Source organism: Shewanella sp. SM32, from assembly GCF_025654235.1.
GTDB lineage: Bacteria > Pseudomonadota > Gammaproteobacteria > Enterobacterales > Shewanellaceae > Shewanella > Shewanella oncorhynchi.
On sequence record NZ_JAKKRO010000008.1, the window covers coordinates 117855 to 144096 of the forward strand.

Annotated in this window: 24 protein-coding genes and 4 pseudogenes; 14 read left to right on the forward strand and 14 right to left on the reverse strand. The window is 44.6% G+C overall.

Annotated features, from left to right (window positions below; translation table 11 throughout):
- The first annotated feature begins 10 nt into the window (after positions 1–10).
- From L5M10_RS05430 to L5M10_RS05440, 3 genes are read left to right on the forward strand one after another with little or no spacing between them, the layout of a single operon-like run.
- The gene (locus L5M10_RS05430) at positions 11–316 is read left to right on the forward strand and encodes a G5P family DNA-binding protein (protein ID WP_263149280.1); all 306 of its coding nucleotides are present in this window, start codon (positions 11–13) and stop codon (positions 314–316) included.
- A gap of 15 nt (positions 317–331) precedes the next feature.
- Complete coding sequence (locus L5M10_RS05435; protein WP_263149281.1) at positions 332–517, forward strand: hypothetical protein; 186 nt, start codon at positions 332–334, stop codon at positions 515–517.
- Entirely contained in the window at positions 508–693 is a 186-nt protein-coding gene (locus L5M10_RS05440) for a hypothetical protein (protein WP_173244884.1), read from the forward strand. Before L5M10_RS05435 ends, L5M10_RS05440 begins: the two co-directional genes overlap by 10 nt.
- Here L5M10_RS05440 and L5M10_RS05445 read toward each other — a convergent pair.
- Both L5M10_RS05445 and L5M10_RS05450 read right to left on the reverse strand, forming a co-directional pair.
- Entirely contained in the window at positions 680–889 is a 210-nt protein-coding gene (locus L5M10_RS05445; protein ID WP_263254976.1) for a hypothetical protein, read from the reverse strand. The genes L5M10_RS05440 and L5M10_RS05445 overlap by 14 nt on opposite strands.
- A gap of 530 nt (positions 890–1419) precedes the next feature.
- Positions 1420–1803 (reverse strand): helix-turn-helix transcriptional regulator, encoded by a 384-nt coding sequence (locus L5M10_RS05450; RefSeq protein WP_263254977.1) that lies wholly within the window; start codon positions 1801–1803, stop codon positions 1420–1422.
- 60 nt (positions 1804–1863) lie between these two features.
- On the opposite strand from L5M10_RS05450, the gene L5M10_RS05455 reads away from it, so the two are divergent.
- From L5M10_RS05455 to L5M10_RS05465, 3 genes are read left to right on the forward strand one after another with little or no spacing between them, the layout of a single operon-like run.
- On the forward strand, positions 1864–3069 hold the full coding sequence (locus L5M10_RS05455; protein ID WP_263254978.1) for a phage/plasmid replication protein, II/X family: 1206 nt from the start codon (positions 1864–1866) through the stop codon (positions 3067–3069).
- An 11-nt stretch (positions 3070–3080) separates the two neighbouring features.
- Entirely contained in the window at positions 3081–3311 is a 231-nt protein-coding gene (locus L5M10_RS05460; protein WP_198574016.1) for a hypothetical protein, read from the forward strand.
- An 8-nt stretch (positions 3312–3319) separates the two neighbouring features.
- Positions 3320–3544 (forward strand): hypothetical protein, encoded by a 225-nt coding sequence (locus tag L5M10_RS05465; RefSeq protein WP_263254979.1) that lies wholly within the window; start codon positions 3320–3322, stop codon positions 3542–3544.
- A gap of 351 nt (positions 3545–3895) precedes the next feature.
- On the opposite strand, the pseudogene L5M10_RS05470 reads toward L5M10_RS05465, so the two are convergent.
- Positions 3896–4093: pseudogene (locus L5M10_RS05470) on the reverse strand (group II intron reverse transcriptase/maturase); the annotation flags it as partial.
- Between the two features lie 60 nt (positions 4094–4153).
- Here L5M10_RS05470 and L5M10_RS05475 point away from each other — a divergent pair.
- Positions 4154–4306 carry a hypothetical protein gene (locus L5M10_RS05475; protein ID WP_263254980.1) on the forward strand — a complete coding sequence of 51 codons (153 nt, stop codon included), beginning with the start codon at positions 4154–4156 and terminating at the stop codon, positions 4304–4306.
- A gap of 111 nt (positions 4307–4417) precedes the next feature.
- Here L5M10_RS05475 and L5M10_RS05480 read toward each other — a convergent pair whose 3' ends face one another.
- On the reverse strand, positions 4418–5314 hold the full coding sequence (locus L5M10_RS05480; RefSeq protein ID WP_263254981.1) for a WYL domain-containing protein: 897 nt from the start codon (positions 5312–5314) through the stop codon (positions 4418–4420).
- Positions 5315–5497: 183 nt separating this feature from the next.
- Between L5M10_RS05480 and L5M10_RS05485 the strand changes: the two genes are divergently transcribed.
- From L5M10_RS05485 to L5M10_RS05505, 5 genes and pseudogenes are all read left to right on the forward strand, one after another.
- Positions 5498–6751, forward strand: a complete 1254-nt coding sequence (locus L5M10_RS05485) for an exonuclease SbcCD subunit D (protein ID WP_263254982.1) — start codon at positions 5498–5500, stop codon at positions 6749–6751.
- A complete protein-coding gene (locus L5M10_RS05490) occupies positions 6748–10515 on the forward strand; it encodes an AAA family ATPase (protein ID WP_263254983.1) in 3768 nt (1255 codons plus the stop codon). The genes L5M10_RS05485 and L5M10_RS05490 overlap by 4 nt, the downstream gene beginning before the upstream one ends.
- Before the next feature lie 204 nt (positions 10516–10719).
- Entirely contained in the window at positions 10720–13368 is a 2649-nt protein-coding gene (locus tag L5M10_RS05495; RefSeq protein WP_263254984.1) for a PD-(D/E)XK nuclease family protein, read from the forward strand.
- 3 nt (positions 13369–13371) lie between these two features.
- The gene (locus L5M10_RS05500) at positions 13372–16551 is read left to right on the forward strand and encodes a UvrD-helicase domain-containing protein (RefSeq protein WP_263254985.1); all 3180 of its coding nucleotides are present in this window, start codon (positions 13372–13374) and stop codon (positions 16549–16551) included.
- Between the two features lie 91 nt (positions 16552–16642).
- A pseudogene (locus L5M10_RS05505) lies at positions 16643–16744 on the forward strand (IS30 family transposase); the annotation flags it as partial.
- Between the two features lie 80 nt (positions 16745–16824).
- On the opposite strand, the gene L5M10_RS05510 reads toward L5M10_RS05505, so the two are convergent.
- From L5M10_RS05510 to L5M10_RS05530, 5 genes and pseudogenes are all read right to left on the reverse strand, one after another.
- Positions 16825–17100, reverse strand: coding sequence for a hypothetical protein (locus L5M10_RS05510; protein WP_063884603.1), 276 nt, complete (start codon positions 17098–17100; stop codon positions 16825–16827).
- A 125-nt stretch (positions 17101–17225) separates the two neighbouring features.
- Positions 17226–18483, reverse strand: a pseudogene (locus L5M10_RS05515) (Y-family DNA polymerase).
- Entirely contained in the window at positions 18483–18890 is a 408-nt protein-coding gene (locus tag L5M10_RS05520) for a LexA family protein (protein WP_263254986.1), read from the reverse strand. The pseudogene L5M10_RS05515 and the gene L5M10_RS05520 overlap by 1 nt, the downstream one beginning before the upstream one ends.
- 170 nt (positions 18891–19060) lie before the next feature.
- A complete protein-coding gene (locus L5M10_RS24160; protein ID WP_317630137.1) occupies positions 19061–19285 on the reverse strand; it encodes a hypothetical protein in 225 nt (74 codons plus the stop codon).
- Between the two features lie 122 nt (positions 19286–19407).
- Positions 19408–19560 (reverse strand): hypothetical protein, encoded by a 153-nt coding sequence (locus L5M10_RS05530; protein ID WP_263254987.1) that lies wholly within the window; start codon positions 19558–19560, stop codon positions 19408–19410.
- Between L5M10_RS05530 and L5M10_RS05535 the strand changes: the two genes are divergently transcribed.
- Positions 19559–20323 (forward strand): hypothetical protein, encoded by a 765-nt coding sequence (locus tag L5M10_RS05535; RefSeq protein ID WP_263254988.1) that lies wholly within the window; start codon positions 19559–19561, stop codon positions 20321–20323. The genes L5M10_RS05530 and L5M10_RS05535 overlap by 2 nt on opposite strands.
- 67 nt (positions 20324–20390) lie before the next feature.
- The gene (locus tag L5M10_RS05540; RefSeq protein WP_014357957.1) at positions 20391–20531 is read left to right on the forward strand and encodes a hypothetical protein; all 141 of its coding nucleotides are present in this window, start codon (positions 20391–20393) and stop codon (positions 20529–20531) included.
- Between the two features lie 131 nt (positions 20532–20662).
- Here L5M10_RS05540 and L5M10_RS05545 read toward each other — a convergent pair whose 3' ends face one another.
- The 5 genes and pseudogenes from L5M10_RS05545 to L5M10_RS05565 form a co-directional block, all read right to left on the reverse strand.
- Positions 20663–22234 (reverse strand): Hsp70 family protein, encoded by a 1572-nt coding sequence (locus tag L5M10_RS05545; protein ID WP_263254989.1) that lies wholly within the window; start codon positions 22232–22234, stop codon positions 20663–20665.
- A 127-nt stretch (positions 22235–22361) separates the two neighbouring features.
- Complete coding sequence (locus tag L5M10_RS05550; protein ID WP_263254990.1) at positions 22362–22958, reverse strand: hypothetical protein; 597 nt, start codon at positions 22956–22958, stop codon at positions 22362–22364.
- A gap of 101 nt (positions 22959–23059) precedes the next feature.
- Complete coding sequence (locus tag L5M10_RS05555; protein ID WP_263254991.1) at positions 23060–24052, reverse strand: helix-turn-helix transcriptional regulator; 993 nt, start codon at positions 24050–24052, stop codon at positions 23060–23062.
- A gap of 383 nt (positions 24053–24435) precedes the next feature.
- Positions 24436–25806, reverse strand: a complete 1371-nt coding sequence (locus tag L5M10_RS05560) for a Fic family protein (protein WP_263254992.1) — start codon at positions 25804–25806, stop codon at positions 24436–24438.
- 219 nt (positions 25807–26025) lie between these two features.
- A pseudogene (locus tag L5M10_RS05565) lies at positions 26026–26242 on the reverse strand (IS4 family transposase); the annotation flags it as partial.

Here is a 26242-nt window from a genome sequence, read left to right on the forward strand (position 1 = left end):
AGCTATAACCATGTTGAAAATTGAAATATTTCAAGAAGATGTAACCGTAACTGCCCGAAACATGCCACCGAAAGACGGAAAGCCTGGGCGAACCATTTACGAGCAAAGAGCTTACGCATATTTAGGTGGGAAATTTCCTGTTCAGATGAAGCTGCAAGTCGAAGACCCAACTAAGACGTATCAAGCCGGAGAATATGAAATAGATAGCTCAAGTTTTGTCGTAAACAATTTTGGCGGCCTTGAACTAAAACGCTTTGGCTTAACGATCACAGCTATCGGTAAAGCTACGACAACAGCACCTAAAAGTAACTTTTAATCAGGAGCAATCATCATGGATGAATCACTAATCAATAGCGCAATCCAGCTACGCAATGACATACAAAGCATCAACGAGTTTCTACTGAAAGGCTTAGCGCCTGAAGATGCTCAACTGCAATTAATCGCTAAATCTTGCGTGTTACTGGGCGAACTGGACGACACACTAGAACAACTTAAGGATACAGCATCATGCAAATAATCCCTTATGATGGCGGCTACAGTATGGTTGAACGCCAAGATAAGCCCGAGCTGCAATGTAACAACTGTAATAAGCCTTGGTGGTACGATGATTTTGACTCGATATTTATCCAGTGCCCACATTGCCAAGGCGAACTGCGAAGAGTCACACCAGAAGAACCATTTAGACATCGCTAAGGCATAGCAAGGAATGCCGACGAGCGAAGCCTGAGCCGAGGAGAAATGACGCGCTAATGCCGATAACGACACTTATCGGCACATCTAATCCCTTCCATACAAAGCTGCGCACAATGTGTAGGCTAGAGCGCAAACGCACGATAAATAGCTGCTCTTTGGGGGTAATAATGATGTCCGAGTCATACATGGTATTCATTCACCTAAAAGGGTGCCTCAATTTCCCCACATAGTAACCGAATTGGGATTATTAAGGGACGTGTCCCTTAATGCTAAGCGCCTTTGATAGGGGCGTTTTTTGCCCCGAGCTTTCTCCCTGCCAAGCCGCTTTTTAACTTTCGTCCAGCCCCGGCTAAAGTTGATTTCTGTCTACAAGATTCAAAGCATTTTCCCGAGCACAGATACTCTGGCCGAACTAAGCCGGCCGGCCCCGTGAGGGGGCTGGTTGGCGAGAGGCCAGAGCAAAAGTGCGTATAGTAATACTGCACTTTTGTCTCATTTTTGAGACTTTTTCAGGGATTGAGCGAGAACTTGGAAAGGGGCCCGCGGCTGCGGGAAAGGGCCCAAGTGACAGCGAGAACCCCCGAGTCCACATACTTTAACAGTGGACTCTACTCTCATTTTGAGAGTTTTAGCTGGTAGCGCCGCAACGAAGCGACCTTAAGGAGCGGAGTGTGCAAGCGGCTTTTTAGGTTTGGGTTCCTGTTACACCCAAACTAACTCCTGACATCAGGAGTTTTTCAATAAATCATGAATATCTTTTTGATCCAGATAATCCTCATCTGTCTCATTATCAAGATCATGAAAAAAGCTCTCATGATCTTGAATATGTTTCCAAGATTTTAGCGTTTCTAACTCGCTTCTAGCTTGTACCCTAGTTAACTCATAAATGAAATCTTCTAAGGAATACCGCTTATAAAGCTTTCCTGAACATATTTCGTTAGGGGTAATCCCTAACACGAGAGCAAGGTCTTTTACTTGTGATGCTTTGGGTTCGGTGGTTCCGTTCTCCCACTTTAGGTATGTTTGCTTTGCAACCTTGACCAGTTTTGCAACATCTTCTTGCTTTAAACCTCTTCTATGCCTGGCTTCTTTAAGTACATCTTTAAGCATGATAGTCCCTCAAAAGTACATTTTAATTTAACTATAACACCACCTTTTTTCACTCACACCTTGCAATACATTAAAATGAATCTTAAAGTATATAAAAATGTACTTGACAGGGTTTTTACTCAATTGTTTTTCATTGACCGTTTGTTCATGCAACAAGACCATCCAGAGGGCAATTTGCCGCTGGTCGGTAGGCATGTCATTGAACGGTTCGAACTAGAAACAGGTGAACATTTACCACCATCTGTTAATCAAAAAATCCTTGAAGGCTCTTACAGTACCAAGTTAACCATCCGTTGTGATGGGCAGCGGGTGAGGGTGGAAGGCAATCCATCTCGCTGGCAACGCATGGATAACCTGTTTGGCCTGCAGACGCTTGATGAATGTGTGGCGATTTTTAATCACGTGCTAGCCCAATATGATTTACCACCGTTCACCAAAAATACTCAAATTTCATACCGCCAAACGCCAGACGGCAAAACCACTCAGCTTGTTGGTAATGGCGCTGAAATTACCGCTATTGATTGGACAGTTAATCATCAAGTGGGCAAGGGCAAGGAGGCTTCATTTATCCGTGGTATGTCATCGATGCAAATCGGCCGAGGTCGTAAACCCAAGCTGTATCCCGATGGCCACACATGCAACTGGGGCGAGGGTTCTACTTGGGTAATGACCAAGCTCTATAACAAAGCCGTGGAGTTACAGCGGCATCTAAACAAAGAACTCCGCAAAAAAGCCGGTGTTCCCATCGATAGACTTAACTACTTAGAAAATTTAATTAAATACTGCGAAAACACAGGTGTAGTACGCGAAGAACATAGCTTAAGACAGGCATTGCTAAAACGTCATACGTTGCAATTTTATGGCCGAGTCACTGAACAAGACTTTTATCCGCACCTAACTGACATAGAGAACGCCATGAAAACCATCCAGATATCACATGATGAGCATCAAAGCATTGCAGACCAACTTTTAAATCTCGGAATCGTTAAAAGTCGTCAGGCAGCAAATGCGACTCAATCCTATGCATTAATTTGGCAACATGGCAAAGATATAAAAAGCGAACTGAGTAGTTCAAATTATTACGTTCACAAAGCCCGTTTAAAAGCTATCGGCATCGATATCGGCCAGCAGTTCGATGTAAGCCGTATGTGCCCAACACTTAAACGCTCAGAAGTCATTGAAGTTAAACCTCTAATTGTACCGTACTGGTATCAATTACCCATCGTTGCACAATCCAATGTTTTACCATTTAAAGCCTATGCATAGGAGGTATAACCATGTCTACACAAGGAACTGTGGTGCTGACTAATTTTGAACCAATTTATCATTCTTTAAATGCACTAGATTTAGCCGTTCGTGCATTTTCTGATGTTGCTGACGATTGGTGCGAAGACCATTCAAAACACGCATTAGTAAAACTCTTGTCTGAAAACTTAACTCTGCAATTACAGCAACATCAACAAGTGGTTTTTGGCTCGTTGTCGGTTGTAGAACCAACGTCAATATAGGGGCAACAATGAATCACGACTCTTTGTTTAATAGCATTTCAAATCTTCGGCCAATTCCTTATAAAGGCGGCATTAGCTTCGTTGCGCGTAAAGATGCACCAACGCATCAATGTACCCGTTGTTATAAGCCTTGGTGGCCTGATGATTTACGCCCGTTGTTCAGTGATAGTTGCCCAAACTGTTTTTCTGAGTTGCGGCGCATTACCAAAGCTGAGCCATTGATAACTGACTAATAGACACAGCTAAATATCAATCAATGCCGATAACGTCACTTATCGGCATCTCCAAGCCCTCCCACACATAACTGCGCACAATGTATATTATGTTAAATGGGTTCTAGTACGATTAACTAAGTTTGTTGCTAGTGTGTGGCTTGTCATTCCAAATGAATTTTGTGTCATTTCGTGATTCTGATTTTTGTTTATAGATATCAATACCATAAGTCACTCTATCAAAAAGCTTGCTCCATTATAGTGCAAAACTGTTCATCCAGACCGCATTAAACTTTGTGTTTGCTGCTTTTTGACAAAGTGCATCCCGATCTATTTCTTGTAATGTTGATGACGTGATTTAATAACCAGAAAAAGAACGTTGCGCTTGCTCGATTTAATGAGCAGTTTGTCTTTGTACTTTCTAAGAGTGAATCCCAGAAAGTCAAAACCATCATCGATATGAGTTATGTGAGTTTTATTATCAGAGATTGTTAAGCCCATTTCCTTTATAAAACCAATACCTGTGATAACAAAATCGTCTGCATATCCGATACAGGTAGACCGAAACCCTTTTCACTTTGATGTAGGTCTCATCCATCCGCACCGGATCATTCAACGATTAATCGTTGAATGATCGACCAGCTGCCACCAACTGTGGCGCTTGTGCTGGCGAACAAAGAGTTCGAGCAGTGGCAAATGATGCACCTCGCCCCAACATCATCTCTTCAAGATGGCGGTAGTTCAATAGATAAGCAACATACCAGCGAATGCAAACAAAGATAGTTTCAAAGGGGAAACGCATTCTTTAGTTATCGAGCATCACAGTCGGTCCGAATTTTGATAGCGCTCAGTTTAAATCAAAACGGTAGTGATGAGTTCATGCGACAGAACTCTCTAAATTAGTTGGGGATGGACTTTATAGTATCCTGGCGCCAACCTCGCACTATCAACGCGATACAAAACCATTGGATCTTTGAGGGCAAGTCGGTATTCTCCGCCACGCAAATAATGATCTGATGAGCAATCCACACTCCAGCGCCGCAAGATATAGCCTGCATTTGCCGCTCGGACACTCAGCTTTAGTTCACCATTGACCATTCCGTAATCAAGCTCTGCGATTTTATGGTCGGCCTGTGCTGGGTGAGGAATTAACTCCAACTCAATCACACGCATCCACTCACGATCTTCTTCCATACGCTCTTTTAGTTGAGCTATTTCGCTATCAACGATCTCTGCTGACAGCATACGAGTCATCACGAAATCTCTAAATTCACCACTTTTACGATCAAATGCACGGGCATGCCAGCGCAAGCCAGTATCAACAATGGCAAATGGCACAACCGACCGAGTGACTTCACCACTACTAGTCGAGTGATAAACAATTTTGAGTACTTTCTTTAGGTGAATTGCTCGAGTGACAGCTGCTAAAATTGGGATGGATACGCGGTTAAGCGCCACGGGGAACTCGCAAGGCAGCATGGCATCACCGTGACTTGTCACGCCATAACCCTCACCCTGTGTGAGAGCAGCCAAGACCTGACTCAGGGAATGCTCGTATAAAGCTACAAAATTCTGCCCTGTTTCATATGCTTTTGTTGATGTATTCAATGTCAGATTCTCAGGCGCCAATTCACGATAAAGCGCGAAGTCTCGCGTTGCGACCGCAGGACCCACGCCGAAGCGCGCCATCAAATCGGCACGGCGTACCTCACCCAAGAAGTACAGTCTAAATTCGATATATACCAATCGCTCTCGCTGCTTGTGGCTCATGGCTTTATCTGGCTCTTGCATTACATAATCCTATATGTCGTTCTCGACTATAACGACATAGTAACAAGCTATCAAAATCAAAACAATCTCTTTACATAATCTTTTTGATTATGTAGCATATAAATATTAACAAGTTGTACGCAAGAAAAAAGACATCATCCATCATACCCAGCTAGATAACGGCTACCAAAGGAGTTTTCCCGCATGCGCCTTATACACACATCTGATTGGCATTTAGGCCAGACATTTCATGGTTTTGATCGTCAGCTTGAACATCAACTATTTCTTGATTGGCTTCTTGATCAAATCGTGGGTGAGCAACCAGATGTGTTATTGATCGCAGGCGATGTGTTTGATACGGCAAATCCTTCGGCGACGGCGCAGAAACAGCTTTATCACTTCGTCACTCAAGCCAAGCAAAGCAAACCCAATCTACAAATCATCATGATTGCGGGCAATCACGATTCAGCCGGCCGTATTGAAGCCCCTAGCCCTTTATTGCAAGTGATGGGTATTGATGTGATCGGCACAGTCAAACGGGATGTATCGGGTGAAATTGATGTCAGTACTTTGGTATTCCCTTTACGAAATCACAGCGGAGAGACTAGCGGGTGGTGCCTAGCCCTCCCCTTTTTGCGCCCTGGTGATTTACCAAAAATCCCAGATAGCACTGACCAATACACTGATGGCGTGACTGAGCTTTATCGCCGCGCGCTCAATCATGCACTTGAACTTCGTGGCGAGGCAAATCAGCCTATTGTTGGGATGGGGCATTTACATCTCACCGGTGGCGTGACATCTGAACTGTCCGAACGTCGTCTTATTGTCGGTGGTAATGAAGCACTACCCGCATCGATTTTTGGGAGTGAATTAGCCTATGTTGCGCTAGGACATCTTCATAAAGCGCAACGCGTAGGTGCGGAGCATATTCGCTATTGTGGTAGCCCCCTGCCGATGTCATTCAGTGAAGTTAATTATCAGCATCAAGCCTTACGTATCGATTTTGACGGCAATACTATTCGACAAATTGAATCCCTCAAAATCCCTCGGAATGTCGAGCTACTTCGCATTGGGGCGACATCGGACAGCGCCACCTTGTCAGTCGATAAGGTTTTACGCCAACTGATGGAGATGGACCTCAGCCCTGCCAATCCAGAGCTTCAGCCATTCGTGGAAGTGTCATTTGTCTTAGAGCAACCCGAACCGGATCTAAAACATCGTGTTGAACTTGCATTAGCGGATAAACCAGTGCGTCTGGCGCGGATTCAAACGCGGACCACCTCAGCCAATCAAAGCAATTCAGGAATTAGCACGATGCACGACATGGAACAACTCACGCCAGAACAAGTTTTCCAATCGCTGTACGCCAGAAAATATACAGACCCCATGCCTGATGAACTGAGAAACGCATTTTCGCAAATTGCGACCCAAGCGCTGCACGCGGAGACTGCACAATGAAAATCCTAGCGATCCGCGGTAAGAACTTAGCCTCTTTGGTGGGTGAATTTTCCATTGAGTTTGCCCAAGGCCCCTTGGCATCTGCTGGCCTATTTGCCCTCAGTGGCCCAACCGGATCTGGCAAAAGCACAATATTGGATGCACTCTGCTTGGCACTCTTTGACGCTACGCCACGCTTAAAAAATGTGACGACGGGTGTAGCGCTGCGAGATGTCGGAGAACATACGATTAACCAAAATCACACTGCAAACGTGCTACGTCGTGGGTGTGGCAATGGCTATGCTGAAGTCGACTTTATTGGCGCCGATCATGGGACCTATCGTGCCCGCTGGAGCGCCTCGCGCTCAAGAAACCAATCTCATGGCAAATTGCAGTCGGTCAAAATGGCTTTGTTCAGCATCGACAGCGACATCAATCCTTTAACATCAAAACCAGATGAACTCCAAACGATTGGTGGCACGAAAACCGAAGTGCTTAAAGAGATTCGTGATCGACTGGGTTTAAATTTTGATCAATTCACCCGCGCGGTGCTGTTGGCACAAAATGAGTTCAGTGCTTTTCTTAAGGCACCCGATGATGAACGTGCTGCTTTACTTGAGGCGCTAACGGGCACGGAAATTTACTCGCTCATCTCGAAGTATGCTTATGAATGTAGCAAGGCTGAAAAAGCCAAGCTCGAGACTCTTGAGTCGCAACTGAACCTGGGCAAACCCATGGACGAAGAAGCGCGCACGGCGGCAGAACTGCATCTCGCAAGCCTCAATGAACAAGTTACCACGAGTCAAATTGAATTAACCGCCATTGAAACGACCCTCACATGGTTCACAACGCTCAATGCGCTTCTCACCACCGAACAAGAGGCAACAGCAGCGGTCCAACTTGCTCATGAGCAATTCATCGCGAGCGACTCTAATCGTCAGCAACAAATCAAACGAGATGCGGCCGAAAGCGCACGCCCTGACCTAGTGGAACAGGATCGCCTTGCCACTGCACAACAAGGCAATAGCAAACTTTTGACCGAGCACGAGATTGAATTAACTCGCGCGCAAACCGAGCAAGCCGCTCAGTCGCTTGCAACAAGCAATAGCCTGAAGCAGTTACAAGATGCCCAACAAGAGCTAGTCAACAAAACACCAGAGATTCATAAAGCGCGTGAGCTTGATGCACAGTTGGCGACGTTATTGCCGCAGCAAGAACAGCACCAAACCACGCTCAATCAATTGTCGAATGCGGTGACTGAAAGCCAAGGCACTCATGCCCAACAAGAACTAGAACATCAACAGCTTGAACAAAAAATAGCGGCAACAAAAACATGGCTATCCGATCACGCCTCATTGGCACCATTGGCTGCACAATGGGCTCGCTGGGAGTCGTTATTTAAAGATGCCGATCGGCTACGCCAGCAAAAATCACAATCGACTACTGAATGCCAAACCCTGACCGCGCAGAAATCGAGATTAGTCGATGCCATTGCCAAGCTCAATTCCCAATTTGAAACGGCTCAGTTGTCGAATCAGAAACAGCAAAGCGTCGTCGAGAAGATCACGAAAGAGCAGGCTGAACTTGGTAGCCTCGATATTTCAGAACTGAACAGCAAAAAACAAGCCATGGACAGTCGAGTTCAAGGCCTAACAGCCTGCCTTACAATTTGGCAGCAGTGGTATAGCAAACAGCAACAGAGCGAAATTGATCAATCGGCACTTCTGCAACATCAGGCAGACAGCGCTCGATTAAATACAGCGATCAAAAGCACAGAAGCGACACGCGATGAATCTTCGTTGCAACTCAAAGAAGCACGGTCTGCATACATTCACGCCGAATTAGCCAACACCGAAAATGTGCAAGCAATGCGTGCGAGTTTACAAGACCAATCGCCCTGCCCTGTGTGCGGTAGCCGCGAACATCCCTATGCAGAAACCGATCCTGCTGTTGCATCACTCTTGAGCAAGCTGAAAGATAAAGCGACGCAACTGGAACAGACGCATGACCTAGGGCAACAAAGCCTGAACAAATTATGCGCTGAGCTGAGTGTGAATCATGCTCAAGTTGAACGTCTCAAGCAGCAAATTGCAGAGACTGAAATCGCCCTCGAACAACATCAAATCGCATGGCAAGCACAGCCACTAGCCGGCGAGTGGGCTTCAATCGCCGATTCAGAGCGTGATCCAATGATCAGCAGCACTTTGCGCCAACTTGAAACTGAACGAAGCCAATTGCAGAGCACACTGGATCGCGCAGTTGCACTACAACAAGCCCTGACTCAAGCGCAAACCGACTTCCAAAGCACGCAAAAACAACTTCATGAATTAGAGCAACAGCTTCAAACGCATCAAAATGATTTCAAAACATTAGAAAATGCGTTGCAGCACAATCTTGAGCGGACCGCCGAGGCCGATCAATCGCTCACCCGGGTTTTAACTGAACTCGATGCTGCGTTTGATAGCACTTCATGGCAAACGGCTTGGCAACATAACTCCGTGCAATTCGTGGCGCGCTGCCAGTCTGATGTCTCGTTGTGGCAAAGTCAGTCAACCAACAGTGCCGACTTATTGGTTCAGCTGCAGCGTATTCAACCTGAATTAATGGTCCTCAAAGAGCGCATTGAAGAACAAACCAAAGCACTCAATGCCAAGCAACAGGAGTTTGCGCGTTTTAACTTGGACTACCAATCACTGCAAACATCACGGCAGGCTTTACTCAATGGCAAAGTGGCGTCTGACGTCGAGCAGTCACTCAAGACTGCGATCACGATACAAGAGAAACAATATGAACTCGCGCAGCAATCCTTAGTCAGCGCCAACACTCGCTGCAGTGAGTGCGAAACCACGCTTAAGCATCTCCGTGAAACGAGTGCCGTTCTGCAGCAGGAATTCACACAAGTACAGCAAAGTCTCGCGGACTGGATCAGTGAGTTTGGTCCACAGCTCAATGTTGCTGAAATTTCCGCATTGCGAGCCTTGTTGTCATGGGATCTCAAGCAACGTGAAACGGAGCGCCAACGTTTACTCGACATTGAAAAACAATGCATGACCAGTCAAACCGTACTCAAAGAACGGCAAGAGAAACTGGCGCAGCATCGACTCAATAAAGAGATTGAGGGCACTCAACAAGATTGGGATATCAAGCAGCAAACAGCCAAAGCGAGCCATACCGCATTGCAAGATTTATTGGCGACACAGAATGTCGAGCTTCGCCAAGACAATGAACGCCGTGAGCAAGCGCGAGGACTCCAAAGCGCGATCGATCAACAAGCAGCAACAACACGCTTATGGTCGCAGCTAAACGAGCTAATCGGTTCGGAAAGCGGAAAAAAATTCAGGAATTATGCGCAACAACTGACCATGGACATCCTACTTGGCTATGCCAACATGCATCTGGAAACCTTAAGCCGTCGCTACCGGCTACAAAGAATCCCAGACAACCTCGCGCTACAGGTATTGGACCAAGACATGGGCGACGAAGTCCGCTCGGTACACTCGTTATCAGGTGGAGAAAGCTTCCTTGTTTCACTGGCCCTGGCGCTAGGTTTAGCTTCGCTATCGTCAAACCGAGTCCAAGTCGAAACACTCTTTATTGATGAAGGCTTTGGCAGCTTGGATGGCGAAACATTGCAGGTCGCGATGACCGCACTCGATTGCTTGCAAGCGCAAGGTAGAAAGGTCGGCGTTATCACGCATGTTCAAGAAATGATTGAGCGAATCGAGGTTCAAATTAAAGTGAAGAAAAACCAACATGGCGCAAGTCAGCTTGAGGTTGTTGGTTAGTTCTTCTTAGTTTTTCGGTTGATGAAAAAATAGCAAGCATGACAAAGGTTTATCGCCCCTGCGTGCTGATTATCGACCGATTCTGTGGAAAACTTGGCAACCCAACATCATTAGAAAAGCTTTTTTTCTTGTTTATTTTTCACAAATATAACAAAAAATGCAAACATTCAGTCATGCCACTAACAAAGATCAAAAGGGAACACGATGCAACTTATACGCTTTGGAATGAATCTGGACGGTAATCGCGGCTGGATTCTCATTGATCAAGTTGGTTCGGCTACGCTGGGTCAGCAAGGCCTATTAAATGTACTCGAAGTTCACCTAGGCCTAGTGCAAGCACCTACATCGCATGCGAAACGCATCGTCGATATGCGTCAATGCCTAGTGGAATGCTGCACAGGAAGTCGCTTTTTTGAAGGGAGCTTTAAAGTCGATGAGTTAGGTGTTGCAGAGCAACTTTTGAATTGGCGTGATCAATGGTATGAGGCTGGTTGGAATGGCGATTTTGCCGGAACAACGTTACCTCGATTACAAGATATGGTCGCACTTGAAAAAGTGGCACAGCATCGAGTTGCAGCGGGAATCGGCCAACGTTTGCAAGCGGTGTCCCAACAATTGGCTTATCGGCAGCCACAAATTGATGCTATTGAATTGACCGAAGCAATGGAAACGCTCCCTTTGTGCTGGCAACAAGTTTTGAAGCAACTTCCTATAGTTGAGCCCAAACCATTGCCTGTATTGGCATCTGTGGGGACTGATTTATTTGCACTGCAAACAACGTTGCTCGCTGATCAATTAGTCGCAAGTTCGACAATCGAAAAATTTAAGGGTGATGGTAGTGTACAAGTAGTGCGTGCAGAGTCGGCATTGACATCATCTCAATGGCTGGCTGAATTTTTGAAGCAAGCGAACGAAGATACTGCTGTACTCATTCCGCAACAAGGCACCTTATTAGATGCAGCATTACATGCAAATAATCATGCTTGTCTAGGTCAGTCCGAATCAAGTGTTTTTCGCCCTGCATTGCAACTTCTTCCATTGGCTTTAAAGCTTCTTCAAGCACCGATTGATTTGGCGATTTTGATGCAGTTTTTGGCTCATCCGGTCAATCCGCTCCGCAGTCGCCATCGCCGAAGAATTGCGGAACATTTAGCCAATTGCCCTGGAGTCGGTGGCGCGAAATGGCATGCTTTATTGCAAAAGTTAGTCGATGAAGATAAAGACGAAAACCCAAGTACAGAGACGTTAGCCAATTTGCAATACTGGACCGAGTCGACTCGTTACAGCAAAAAATTAGGATTACCGCTTGAGATTTTGATTGAGCGCACACAAAAAATCACACAGTTCTTCCAAACACGTTTGGTCACGGACAGTGTGGCTAATAAATTAGCTTTTCTTGCTGCGCATGACCAAGCAAAAGCTTTTTCAGACGCTTTGTTAGCCTTGTCTATGCAAGGAACGACACACATTTCATTTGCAATATTAGATAAATTGCTCGCGCAATCGATGGGAAGTGGAGTCGGTAATCCATTGCAAAATGCAGAAGTGGGCGCTGCCGCTGCGGTCAATAATCCAGCAGCATTGATCGATTCATTTGCCAACGTTGTTTGGTGGACAATGAGTTCGCCGGCACAGGTTCAATCTCATCCATGGTCTAGTGCCGAGCAAAAGAGTTTGCGCGATGCAGGAGTTAGTTTGCCAGATTTGAAGGCGCAGGCAAAACAGCAAGCGCTGAGTTGGTTGCGCCCAGTGCTGCTAGCGCAGAGGAAACTGGTGTTAGTTTTGCCGCCAGAAGGCGAGGAACTGCATCCATTTTGGTGGTTGCTCAACGCAAGCCTGGCCTCGATCAAGATATCTAAAATTGAGGATTGCCTTATCGGCCCTCAAACCATGGCAAAAACAACGACCACGAAGGCAATTACTTATAGTGCTTTACCTGCCAAACGTCGTTGGTGGTCATTTAAAGCTGAAAATCAATTTGACTGGGATAAGCCGTATTCATTTAGTAGTTTGGAGCCTTTGCTGTTTAATCCTTATCAGTGGGTACTCAATTACCCTGCCAATTTGCGCAAAACATCCGTACTCAGCATTCCGGCCGACTTTACTTTGATGGGTACCTTGGCGCACCGCATGGTTGAGAAACTCTATTGCACTGCGGGCAGCTTGGCTTGGACGCTAGCACAGTTAGAAAACTGGTTTGATTCACAAATTGATACATTAATCGATGAAGAAGGCGCAGTGCTATTAATGACTGGAAAGCAGGTTGAATGTTTATCCTTTAAAGCACGCCTTCGCCAGTCGGTAATCAGTTTGCATCAATTACTCCAAACCGCAGGAATTACGTCAGTACAACCGGAACAGCTGCTGGAAGGGACATCTAATCAGGGGGATTTAAAAGGTTTTGCCGATTTACTACTGACGCTATCAGATGGCTCGACCTTGATTGTTGATATGAAATGGGCTGGGCAAAAAAAATACCGAGAAAAGCTTCAAAATGACACCCATTTACAATTGATCCTTTATGCCAAGCTGGTACAAGAAGCTACGGGGAGCTGGCCTGAAGTTGCATATTTTATCCTGCACGATGCGAAATTACTCACCACTGCGCCACATCAATTTAAGGGCGTGACGGCGGTTACATCAACATCTGAGCTAACAAAACCAGCAATTTGGCAACAAGTGCTTAAAACATGGGCTTGGCGCAAAGCGCAATTTAAAGCAGGTATGATTGAAGTCATTGTCGAAGGTACTGAACCCAACGAGCTCTCTACGCCCCCAGAAGACGGCGTTGCGCCGCAAGAAATGGATCCACGATACAACGCCTATCTTCACCTAGCTGGTTGGGAGCAATAAAATATGAACATCGAATTTATTAGCGCAGGCGCTGGTAGCGGGAAAACCTACACATTGATGGACAAACTGTACCAAGAGCTGATGGCTGGTACAGCGCCCAGTGGCATTCTGGCTACGACATTTACCAATAAAGCTGCCGCTGAATTGCGCGAGCGAGTGCGTCAACATTTGATTAAAATGCAAAATCACGCATTAGCGAACCAAATGTCTCTGGCACAAATTGGTACAGTCAATAGCGTATGTGGCCAGTTGTTAAAGCGTTTTGCTTTTGAAGCAGGTATGCCAATCGAACAAAAAGTGCTCGATGAAAAAGTAGCCGATCAATTGATGCGAGAATCGATTGATGCCGTTAATGAAAGCGGCGATATGGCAGAATTTTTGCGAATTGCAGGTCGATTGGGCTTGGCTGATGCTACGTTTGGTAGTGATAACATCCCTTGGCGAGAGGCACTAAAGAATTTAATCAATCAGGCACGATCTAATTCCATTGACGCTGCCACTTTGCGGCAAGATGGGGCACGCAATGCCCTCGATTTGCTAAGGTATTTTCCAAGCGTCACCATATCTGATCTCAGTGCGCAGCTGCAGTGCAGCATTGAAAAAGTCTTGCCGAACATACGTACTGCTGTGGCGCAAGTTAAGCCGATTAAATTAACAGTAAGCTATCTTCAGCAACTCGAGACGGTGCTTAGTGGTATAAAAATGGGGCAACTCAGCTGGAGCGCATGGCCCAAACTTGCAATGGCAGCGCCAGAGGCTTCGCTTAAAGACTGTATTCAAGATGTAGCCGATGTTGCTGGTCACTTTATGAAGCATGCGCAACTCCATCAAGATATTGAACAGTATTTAACGCGCATTTTTAACATGGCTGCCGATGCGATGGATGTTTATCGGCAATTAAAAGAAGAAATGGGCGGGGTAGACTTTACCGATCAGGAATGTCGTCTGCTTGAAATTCTTGATCATCCAGTCGTTGCCGACGCATTACGGGATGAATTGGCTCTATTGATGGTGGATGAGTTTCAGGATACTAGTCCGATTCAGTTGGCTTTGTTTTTGAAACTAGCTAGTTACGCTAAAAAGGTTATTTGGGTAGGCGATATTAAACAAGCCATTTATGGCTTTCGTGGCAGTGATCCGGCACTCATGATGGCCGTTATTGACGCCTTGCCAGCTTTGGGCGGCTCGAAATCTATCCTGCCAAATTCTTATCGGTCACGCCCAGCCTTGGTGCATTGCGTTAATGATTTATTTGGGAATGCATTTAATGGCTTGGGGCTGAGCAAGGCGGACGTGGAATTAGTGCCAACGCGGGTTGAGTCGGAAGGCGCTGCGCTGCTCGATTGGGTGCTGGAAGGGTCGAATAAAGAAACGATCCAAAGTGCGCTCGCCACTGCCGTTTCAAAGCTTATGGCGGAAGGGCGCAATATTGTGGATCGCGAAACAAACACATTACGGCCTGTTCGTTACTCAGATATTGCAATTTTGACACGCTCAAACGCATCGGTGCCAGCTGTTGCAGCGGCACTGTCTGTACAAGGTATTCGAAGTGCAACCGAGCAATCGGGCTTATTGCTGCAGCCCGAGTGCGTCTTAGCAACCGCGTGCTTGCGTCGCGTGCTAGATCCTGCTGATACCATTGCCACCGCAGAAATTATTTCGTTAGCGTACTGCCAAGAGCCAGAACAATGGCTGAGTCATCGTTTGAACTGGCTGGCACAAGAAGGTAATTCGCCCAGCCAGTGGATCGAAAATTCAGTCGATGCGGCCGCCGACTTGCCAATTTTTAATGTGTTAAAAACTATCCGCAGTGAAACCTTACTTCTATCTCCGCGCGAAGCATTAGAAAACATCATCTTGCGTTGTCAGCTCAGCCAGGCCGTTTTGCAATGGCAGCAAGACGTCGAAAAGGCGCAGCAACGATTAGCCAATTTGAATCAACTATTATTACTGGCTACGAAATATGAAGACGATTGCCTGTCCGCTAATCAGGCCGCCACGCTGACTGGTTTGTTGATGGCGTTGCATGCTGCAGCAGATGAAGAAATCGATCTTCAAGCGCAAACCGCACTGAATGCGGTGAATGTACTTACTCATCATCGTGCCAAAGGATTGGAATGGCCGGTGGTGATTTTAATGGATTTGGCGAGTGATGTTCGTGATCGATTATGGGGCGTGCAAACCGAATCAGCTGCCCAATTTGACGCCACAACCCCCTTGTCCTCAAGGAAAATACGTTATTGGCCATGGCCGTTTGGTGCGCAGAAAAAAGTCACTTTGGCTGATGAAATAGCACAAACGCCACTAGGCAAGGCTTGCCGCCAAATGGCGCTTAATGAAGAACAGCGATTATTGTATGTCAGTATGACCCGTGCACGAGATGTACTGATTCTGGCACGATCTTCTAAAACGCTGGATGGAGAATGGATGCAAACCATCGCGCTGGCCGATATTCTTCCAGCCGACGACACAGCGAAAGGCATCACGCTAAAAAACCAGCACGTCGTGCCGTTTGAGCGCGCGATCATTACTAGCAGTGCTCCTGTGTTGCTACCAAACATACCCGAGAAATTGTATTGGTTTGCGCCGTCGCAAACACAAACAGATCGCCAGCGCATGAGTCAATCGCCATCTACCAGCGCAGCGACAAATGCCGTGGTGTTAGAAAGTGAACAATTTGGTGTTCGGCTAGCAACAGGGAAAGATGCAGAGCGCGGCCGATTTGGCGATGTTATTCATGCATGTTTTGCTGCACATTTGGCTGACCGAGCCAAGCCACTTTGCCTTGATGAACTAGCAGCAATTTTAGTGCGCACTCATCAATCTCACATGATCTCTGCACCAGATTTATATCCGCAAATGGAATCAGCGCGTCAATGGCTATTGCGTCGCTGGCCTGATGGGCAAGCGCGTATTGAACTACCGATGGCGCATGCAGCGGAAAATGGCACGATGGTCGCTGGACGTGCCGATTTGGTGATTGAAACGACAGCAGGCTTCATCCTGATTGATTATAAATCTACCTCGGTCGCCTCGATACAGCATGCCAAATTGGTGCAAGATCATGGCGGGCAGTTAGCCACCTACGCCAACATTCTCAGTAAAGTGACCGGTAAACCAGTGATTGAAAGCTGGTTGATGTTGCCGATGACTGGCATAGCGCTGCGATTGGGCGCAATCTAAAGTACGTACAGCGATGCGGCCATTGAGTGTCGATGAAAAATAGAGATAGGCCACTGTAAAGGTGAGGCCGTTTATGGACGATACAGTGATTTTCCCTAAAGGAATGGCAATCGGTTCATTGGCAGGCAAAGCGATAAAACAAGCCGATTTTTTGATTAACAAGAGGCCCAGAAAAGCGCTAGGCTATGTGTAACATTACAAAAAATAGGTCAACTACTTAGAGGCAATCAAAGTCAGTTCGATGTCCGTATCAAGCTTCAGGGCAACAGGGAGTTACATTGGGAAGTGTTCATTTTCATATGATTCAACTAATGAAATCCATTTTTCAAGCTCGGAACCTTCAGCGGTATTAGGTATTGCATCAAACAATCCTTCAATTTTCTTTAAAGCTGCACGATACTCATCATCAGAACTCAGAGGCGTCTCTTCGCAATAAGTAATAATCTCATTCCCGACAGAAGGAGAATCAACCCTTGCCGCTAAGTCATCAGAAAGTGGTGCGGTAGCGTCACATTTTGAGAGCAATATATTGATTTTAGTATTCTTCATTATCAATTCCTCTATTCGAATCGTCACAGTTACAGTAGCCACTCTGTAGTATGACTAAAAATTGGGTCTAAGCTATACTGACACGCTTTGAGGCATAAACGTGTAAATCCATCTACTGTCGGATATCAACACTTTATCTCTGGCAGACATTTCCACTTGGTTGTGTATTGTGGCGTGAGCAGGTCTCTGCGCATGGCCCATTTTTGTTCGATACCTTGAGCTGCAATAAATAAGGTATCTGTGCCATAACGTTGATTAATGCCATCGAGGGTCTTCATTAACGCGGGCTTGGCTTTTGAGACATTAAATAAATCTAACTGGCCATGCTGAGTGCTGACCAAATCAATCAGGCCCACGCCGACTTTATAATAACGTACACCGGCACGGAAAAGTTGAGATGCTGCTTGTGTCATACCTTGAGTAAGTTCAATGCTGCAATCGGTGGCACAAGCAAAGTGCACTAAGGTCTTAAAGCCTGTTGGGCGTTCATCGTAGGGGGAATTGCTGGCAAACAACAACATGGTTTTACAGCTTGAACCTTGCTTACGCGCTTTCGCTGCGGCAATCGCCACATGTTTACTTAAGGCTTGCAGTAAATCCTCATACTCGGTAATACGCTCGCCCACGCTACGAGTTAAGAATATTTACTTCTTATCCGCCCTCGCCTCGTCCCACACTTTGCACGCTTGCCCATTGAGTTCACGCACAGTGCGTTCTATTTCAATACTAAATTGCTTCCGCGCTAAACCTGCAGGGATTTTGGCTAAGTCATAGGCGGTCTTTACGTTCATCAATTCAAGTTTTTTGTTTATCCTACGCCCAATGCCCCAGACATCATTTACATTCATTGATTGTAAAATTGAAATCCGGTCTTGTTCATTATCGATAACACAGACACCCTGATAGCCTGGTAACTTCTTTGCCGCGTGATTGGCTGCTTTAGCCAGTGTGAGTGTTGAGCCTATGCCGACACAAACCGGTAAACGAGTTTCTTTCCAAACCGCTTTTCGAATCAATTGGCCTTGGGCTTGTAAGCACTTAATGGCGGGGTAACAATTTTTAAAGGAGAGAAAGCTTTCATCAATCAAATAGACATGCAAGCTCTGGAGCAAAGCGGCCGATAATATTCATCATCTTTGCAGATAAATCGGCATAGAGCTCATAGTTACTTGAACAAACAATGACACCTAATTTCGTACACAGGTCTTTGACCTGAAAGTATGGTGCAAACTTAGGCACACCCCGTTCTTTCGCTTGCTTGTTTGCCGCTACAATGCAGCCATCATTGTTACTCAACACAATCATTGGCTTACCACGCCAATCAGGCCTAAATACCTGCTCGGCACTGCAATAGAAACTGTTGGCGTCAACTAAGGCAAACATCAGATGTAAGCTAATAATGGACTTTGGCGATGGCAACGAACAGAACGAATAACAACCCCTTCAATCGTAAAGTTATCGTAATCGTGAATAGGCTGAGGTTGATGTTGTCCATTCGACGACAGCAGCATGCGATGCGTTTTATCGAGGATTTTACATACAAATTCACCGTTGAAATTGGCAACAATTACATCACCATGACGTGCGGTTTCCTGACGGTCAACAATCAATATATCGCCATAAAAAATACCCTCGCCCTGCATTGAGTCACCTTTTGCGATACCAATAAAGGTCGCACTAGGATGCACAACTAACAGCTCATCAAGGCTGAGACCCAACTGACTATATTCAGCTGCAGGGCTTTCGAAGCCAGTGATACCGGCACTGGCATAGATAGGGATAATACGCATAGCCAACACCACTGTTTTTATATACAGTAATTATAGGCGTTGTTAGATATCTGGCAAGAATTATTGTGATGTTTCGATGTAACACCATTGGTTCTTTTCTTTATCAAACCCCACGTCAAAATTCACCGCGGTGGTATCACCCGTCTGGTCTCTCTTTGCAACGATACCTTTTAGTTCAGATAAATCATCAACACAGGGGACTCAAGCGCGGCGATGATCATAATTTTTACCAGAATGAGCATCATTACCTCACCAAAAGGCGCGACGGACGACACGACTGCAGCAATGGTAAAAATGCGTGTCCTCAAGACTGATCTGAGTTCTCCTTGAGGGCGGCTTAGCGAGTCTTCCACATCAACAATTTTATTGGCAGTAAGTGATGATTTCAACGTCAAAGGCTTCCCAGTTTAAAACATTTAGAGCGAATTATTAGAAATATCTAATAAAATAACAATATGAGCAGTCTTCAGTGTGAGCAACTTCAAATACTTACCATGTTATTTATCCAAGAGCATTTTTAACCTGCAATAGACGTCATCGAATGACGCTTGGATAGCGAATACTGGCTCTTCGATACGCTGAGCCATGCCTTGATAGAGTTGTGCTCGGGAATAAAGCGTAAAAAGACTTCTAGAACTCCATAGCGATAACCAGAGTGAGAGCCTGTCATGATGACTCCAAAGTTTCTGTTAGATAATATTTCAACAATTCGTGTGAATGATAATACTCAATTTAAAATACAACGCCCATATTACACATTTACACAATATTCTGTGATTGAAGATATTTTGAATAAATGCCCAAATGGTGAAATTAATCGTGGAATAGTCACAGATTTTTTTAAACGTGGAGAGCATGTTCATGGTTTTTTTGCGGCAATGATTTGGGGAGGGATCTCAACCGGAGGACCTACTGGAAATAATTTGTCTCTGTTGTTATCTGTCGAGCCTGAAATATTGCAGAAACACATAGCGGTAGTGGGTGAGTATGTTAAACACAACAAGTTTTCAGGCGCTTATCATTATATGAACGGTGCTGGTAAGCTCAAAGGATTGGGCGACTCATTTTTTACTAAATTGTTTTTCTTCCTGGGTAATGCCAATGAGCAAGAAATTATTCCTCCAATTTTCGATAAATGGACAAAGTTAGCCTATGCAGCGCTCTTGGCTGATAGTGAAGACGATAAGATATTTCATCGATATATATCATCAGTAAAAGGAGTAGATGTCAGATTCCGTACAGCTTATCAAGGAGATGCATACAATGATTATGTTGTTAAGATGAACTGTTGGGCCAAGAATTGTGGAGTTAGTGTCAGCGATTTGGAACAATTTATTTTTGGTTGCAACAGAAAACAAGATCCTTCGGCGTCGAATCCAAGAATGATTTTTGAGAAGAAGGTCAATGAATTTATGCTTACGGCTGTGAGTTAGTCGATAGCTAAAAATTGAATCTTTGTAGGTTTAGATTGATGACTATTTGAAAGATGGAGATAGAGTTATGAAAGAATATATCGTTACTGGTACCTGTGACGGCCGTCGCGCCATGGTTCGGATTTTTGCCTATAGTGCTGGACAAGCTACCCGCCTCGCCCGTGAAGAACATGGTTTTTCGTCTACTGCAAGCACTAAATTGGCTTGATATTATTGTAACTCTTAATTGGATCAATTTAGACTTTGAGTTACTGTCACTGATTTTTCAGAAGAATCCCGAAATGGTTGAAACTGGTCGATGATAAGGAGGCTGAATTATTCAGCCTCCTTTGTTTGCCGTTATTCCCCGAAAGCAAGATGGGCATGAATGGCTGCGCCTGATGCCACAGAGTTGAATGGATCAGCGATGGTTATTTCTGTACTGGGGAACCAATCTTTTATTGCTGTTTGTACTGCAGGAGATAAACCCATACCTCCAGTGATATAAATTAATTCAGGCGATGAATTCGCTGTAGTTATTGAATCATCTATTAAATGCTTTAGCTCATTCAACCAAGTAGTCATGGATTTGCTCATATCGATAGACTTGAGGGGAACTGCAGTGTTTTCATCGATGTAATCAAGTGATAGATTAAAACGATTGCAGTCGCTTAGGTTAATTTTAGCTTTCTCTACATCACTCATAAATCTGTGTACTAATTTACTTTTTTGCAGCGTTCGTAACCTATTTAGTTTATTGGCAGATTTGGCTAAATCCATAAAACGTTCAATTTCATGTCGATGCTTGGGTAGATAGAAGTCGTTTAATAAAGGGAAATTATCGATATCGACCATGCCATTGAAAATCATATGTGGAATAGGGGCGCCGCCGCGTAACAATTCCCCCCTTCCAAAATATGGCGATACTGATGTCATAGCAAAATCTTTATCGCAGACGATGCCACCGATGCGGTTTCCCTTAACAGATAAAATATCCGCCTGCCTGTCAGTTTGATTCACGCGTTCCGGACTCAATTTACATATAACTACATCTGATGTACCCCCGCCAAGATCGACAATCATCACTGTGCGTTCTTGTTCAAGTTGTTTCTCAAAATGTAGGGCGGCTGCCATAGGTTCAAAAATAAACTGAACTTCATCAAATCCTGCCGCAGCGGCGGCTCTTTCCATTATGCTTATTGCTTGTATATTCCCCGCTTCGCCTAAGGTTGAATGATAATGAACGGGTCTGGCGATCACAGCCTTATGAATTGGTTGATCTAGCTCGGCTTCTGCCTTCAAACGCAGATATGACAGCAATCGCCCCACGACGGTTTCGAATACTTGCAGATGTGATTTTCCAATGTCTGCACCAAGAAAATTCTTCGGACTGTTAACCAGTTTTCCAGCCTCGGGAGTAGATAGGTATTGCTGAAAGCCCGCTTCACCAAATTCAATGGTACCTTTAGTTAGCATTTCATCTAGAGACGCTGTTTTTAATTGTGCGTAAATTTCTGAAATAGCCAGGCGCTTAGCCCTACTACTTAATACATTGACGTTCTCTATTTGAGCGTCAACGTTGTTAATGGTGTTTATTAAACTTATGTATGTATTTGAGTTTTTATAAGTTGATGGTACTTTATTCGTCCCACGATTATTTTTTGCACTACCTATTAAATCATCTAATTGGTCTTGTGCACGAACTTTGTTTCTAGTTAGTTCATTTTTAATTTGCCCTATAAAATAGGTTATTCTTTCAGCTGTAGGTGTGGGTAATGGCTTGTCATCTTCTCTTATAAAAATTGAAGATCTTATTTTGAATTTATCATTAAAATCATCATCGACAGGTATCAAGACCACCTTTCCATCTACCCAAGCCGCAACTGAGCAATTACTGGTACCAAAATCAATACCGATATAATTTTTTTTCACATAAACTCCATTTTTTTGAAAGTATTTACTTAATCTATGTAACGGCATTTGACGCCGGAATAGTTGATGTTTAACTTATTGATTTCATTTACTACGTTTATCTAAAACAGACCGAAAATGTCTTTTATTATTTCAATAGCATTACAAAACTTGAAAAGGGTAAATTGCTTATCAGACAGCACATCTGTTCAGCCCCTAAGTCATGTTTAAGTTTTACTCCGCGCTGTTCATATTCTTCTATCGACATATCTAATGTTGAACTTGTGAACCAATATAAATATGCCCAAATAGCCTGAGTCGGAAGGACCTCATGCTCTGGAATTAAGACTAATTCTCGACAACGAATGAGTTTTTGCTCCAGTTCCCCCGGAGTGATGCTGAGAATACAATCTGGAGTATCATCAAAGAGACGACCGAAATAGTGGGGGATCAACAGTCGGATAAATTCCGATGCATCCATGTGTGTTTGCTGAACACTGCAGTGTTGCGCCGGAATGTGTTCTAATACAGAGTCATGTGGCAGGTTTGTGCTTGCTAACCACCATAGCGTTGCCCGGGTGCGCTTGCTGGCCCATTCAAGTACTGCGGCGTTTGGCAGCTTGATATCGATGATCACCAGTGCAGGCCCTTGGGGCTGGATACAACAAAGTTCAGATGGGCTTCGCACTATGGCGTTCTCAATACCTTCTAACTCACCCACTTTCTCAGTGATCAGTAATAGCATCCCGGATCCTTTTTTAGTTTTACCGTTATAGGCTCATTCCAGTTCTATGTGCATATTAACCAGCTGAGGCGTCAAAAAATGTCGCTTATGTTGTTTTATCATTAACCTGAGTATTTTTTCTGTGCAATGGTTAGGCTGCGGTTAAGAGCTTCCCGCAGCGACTGAGGTGCCAACACTTCACTGATATCGCTCATCGACATCAGCCACCATTTTAGTTCTTCGGTATTTGGTAAATCAGCTTCTATGGTGAAATGCTTGCCATCATCCGAATGACTTATGGTTTGTTGCAAACTCAAGGGTGTTTCTAATAAGTGGTATCCCAGATTAAAATCGACCTTAAGCTTTAGGGTGATGAGTTCCTCTATTGGGAAAGCGAGATTGCCTTGTTTCAAGTAGGCGTTTAACTCGAAGTCTAGAGGGATTTTTCTCATTTCCAGCAACCGCTCGGCACTTTGAACCCTATGCAATGCAAAGTGTCGAAAAGCATCGTTGTCTGCTAAGGTGGCTATCAGGTAAATAGTGGTTCCTCGTGTGACTAAGGCAAGAGGATTGATACGATAGTGCTTAGGTTGATTTACTGACCGTGGGCGATAGAAAATCAATAAGCGTAGCCCTTCCATCAGTGCCTGCTCCAGCGGGGGCATGATTAATGGATCTATATGTGGTGCAAGTGGCTGAAATCCCGCTGGGATCGATGCTACGCACTTTGTCCAGCTAGCTAATTTGGGAGTATTAGCCAGTTTTAGTTCAGCTTGGTCGAAGAAGCTGTCGAGATTGTTTTTGAGCTGACTTGGTAATAGGCCCTGTAGGAATTGTTTGGTCAGACTTAAGGCTAAAGCTGTACTGGGTGTCATGTCTATGGCAGAGGGATGCATGCCTTTGACACGGCACCAACTATGGGGGCGAAATGTTTCATTGCGGCTAATGTTGTAATGGTTACTTAGGCAGTCCAGATCCCGTTGAATGGTACGCAGAGGCGCATGTAATCCATCTCGTTCTAGTTTATTTTTGAGCTCAACTGTGGTGATCGATGAAGGAGCCTCTGGCAGATACTTGAGTATGGTCAAGTGGCGCTGGGTTTGTTTTTCTGACATATCCCTATGGACTCAATATGTAAGTAAATTGAAAACGGTATTAACTGCTCTGGGGACATTTATTCCCCTGAGGCAAATGTGTTATCTGACAAATTGACTGGATTGAACTGTATTAGCACTGACTAACATCGTGGCTTTTTGCTCTATTTCCTGACACCAGCTCAGTTTATGAGCCAGTGATTAGGTAGATTTTCGGCTCCGTAAAAGGCCCCCACTAACTGGCATCAAATGGTTGCAGTGTTATTTGCATCATCATCTAAGTTGGTAGCCATTATAAAACAATAATATACAATTTCGACCTAAAAACCGTGATTTTCAACCATAGATCACCAACTCATGGCGATGAGCAGAGATGACGTTGATAACAACGCAGCAGATTATGTTCACCCTAAAAAATATTCTGTCGCTTTACCTATTTTTTCACGTCTGAGTATTCCAGCAGTAACCATGCCATCAAGTTTTTGCTTAACCGTGTTATAACTAAGCCCCAGTAGTTTTTCGGCCTCCCTGGCTGTAATCGTCGGTTTTTTTTGATAACGAGGCTCTCCAGCAACAAAACCAATAATTTTTTTCTCAATATCATCTAAATCAGAATACTGCTCGGCCAATTCAGTCATTCGATATGCAGCACGCTCATATGCAGAAACGAATTCAGTAATGGCACGATTGATAATACTTAACTGATATCGAATAAAATAGGTTAAATCTAACTTGTCATGCTCACAATCCAGATAGCTCTGACCGTATTTGATGGGCGACTTTTGCAACAGCGCTGAAATCGCAATATAGCGGAAACCCGTATAGCCACACTTAAACAGATACCAATAAAACAAAGCTCTTGCTATCCGTCCATTACCATCATGGAACGGATGAACATAGCCAATCACAAAATGAAGAGTGATTGCCAGTATAACCGGGTGAATGTGATCGTCAGTCGAGTTTAACCAATTCACGACGCGGGATAATAGGCACTCAATAGCATCATGCTTTGGTGGCTGATGAACGACCTCAGCATCAGCGTTCACAACCGCAATATCATCAGTGGTTCTAAACATCCCAGAGGTGTAGTTTTTCTGCTCTAAGTGCTGCGTACCCATTCTATGTAAGGTTTTTATCAAATCAATACTGAATGCCTCATCCTTGAGGTCCCACGCTGCATTCATTAAGTCAGCATTCCCAACAATCATCCGCTCACCATCAGTACAAGGCCTACGCTTCTTTCGGAGCATTTCTTTCGCAATCAGCGTCGTTGTTGCAGCGCCCTCTAGCTGACTACTCGATATAGCTTCATCATCAATCAAATTATTTTTAAAGTGCTCAAAATGTACGCTTTCTCCGATTTGCTCAAGCACTCCGAGCATCGCACTATGCGTGGTGTAGCGGTCAATCTGTGACAAAACCCGACTAAACTCATGCAAGTGATTAAATCGGCAATATGTCATGAAGTCAGGAGATTGCGATAGCGCTCGGTTTACGGACTCCGGCAGGTGTAGTGGTAACGGTTTATTTTCTAACGGGGTGAGATTGATTAGCGAACTGTCTCTATGTAGCCGAACTAACCACCAACAGAAATTAACATTTAGGCTAGGCTTAACGCTGCGTCTAAATTCATCAAAGGAATGATACTCGATATGAAGTGAACTGATGTAATCCATGTATTTATTAGGATCATCACCATGATTACGGATCTCAAATATAACATCACTGATAGTGCTAAACGGACACTCAGGCGGTGATAGATACTGACCTGACATAAATTTTATCTCAAAAAATCCAGTTATTGAGACAAGATTAATCAAATTGATAGAATTGAACGAGCTTTTTGTTACATAGAACTTCATTCATGGCTTTACAGTAATTAACGTACAGAGGCTTCATTGAATGCATTGCGTTAGGGCAAACGTGTAAATCTCTCTAATCACTTTATATCGGGCAGACAATTCTACCCGGTCGCACAGTGCTGAAGGATCCCCTCATAAATCAGCCATAGCATAGCCATATTTGAGCAACTGATTGGCGAATAATACCCAGGCCGCCAGCAATTCTTTCTCCGTGATTTGATAATCAGGCCGCCTGAGTACCTCCAATCCCAAGCGAATCGTTGAGAGTACCGTTCGATGCCCAATGGTATTGGCCTGAAAATGCTTATCCCAGCCCTGTTGCTGTGCGTGTAAACCAACTAGCCACAAC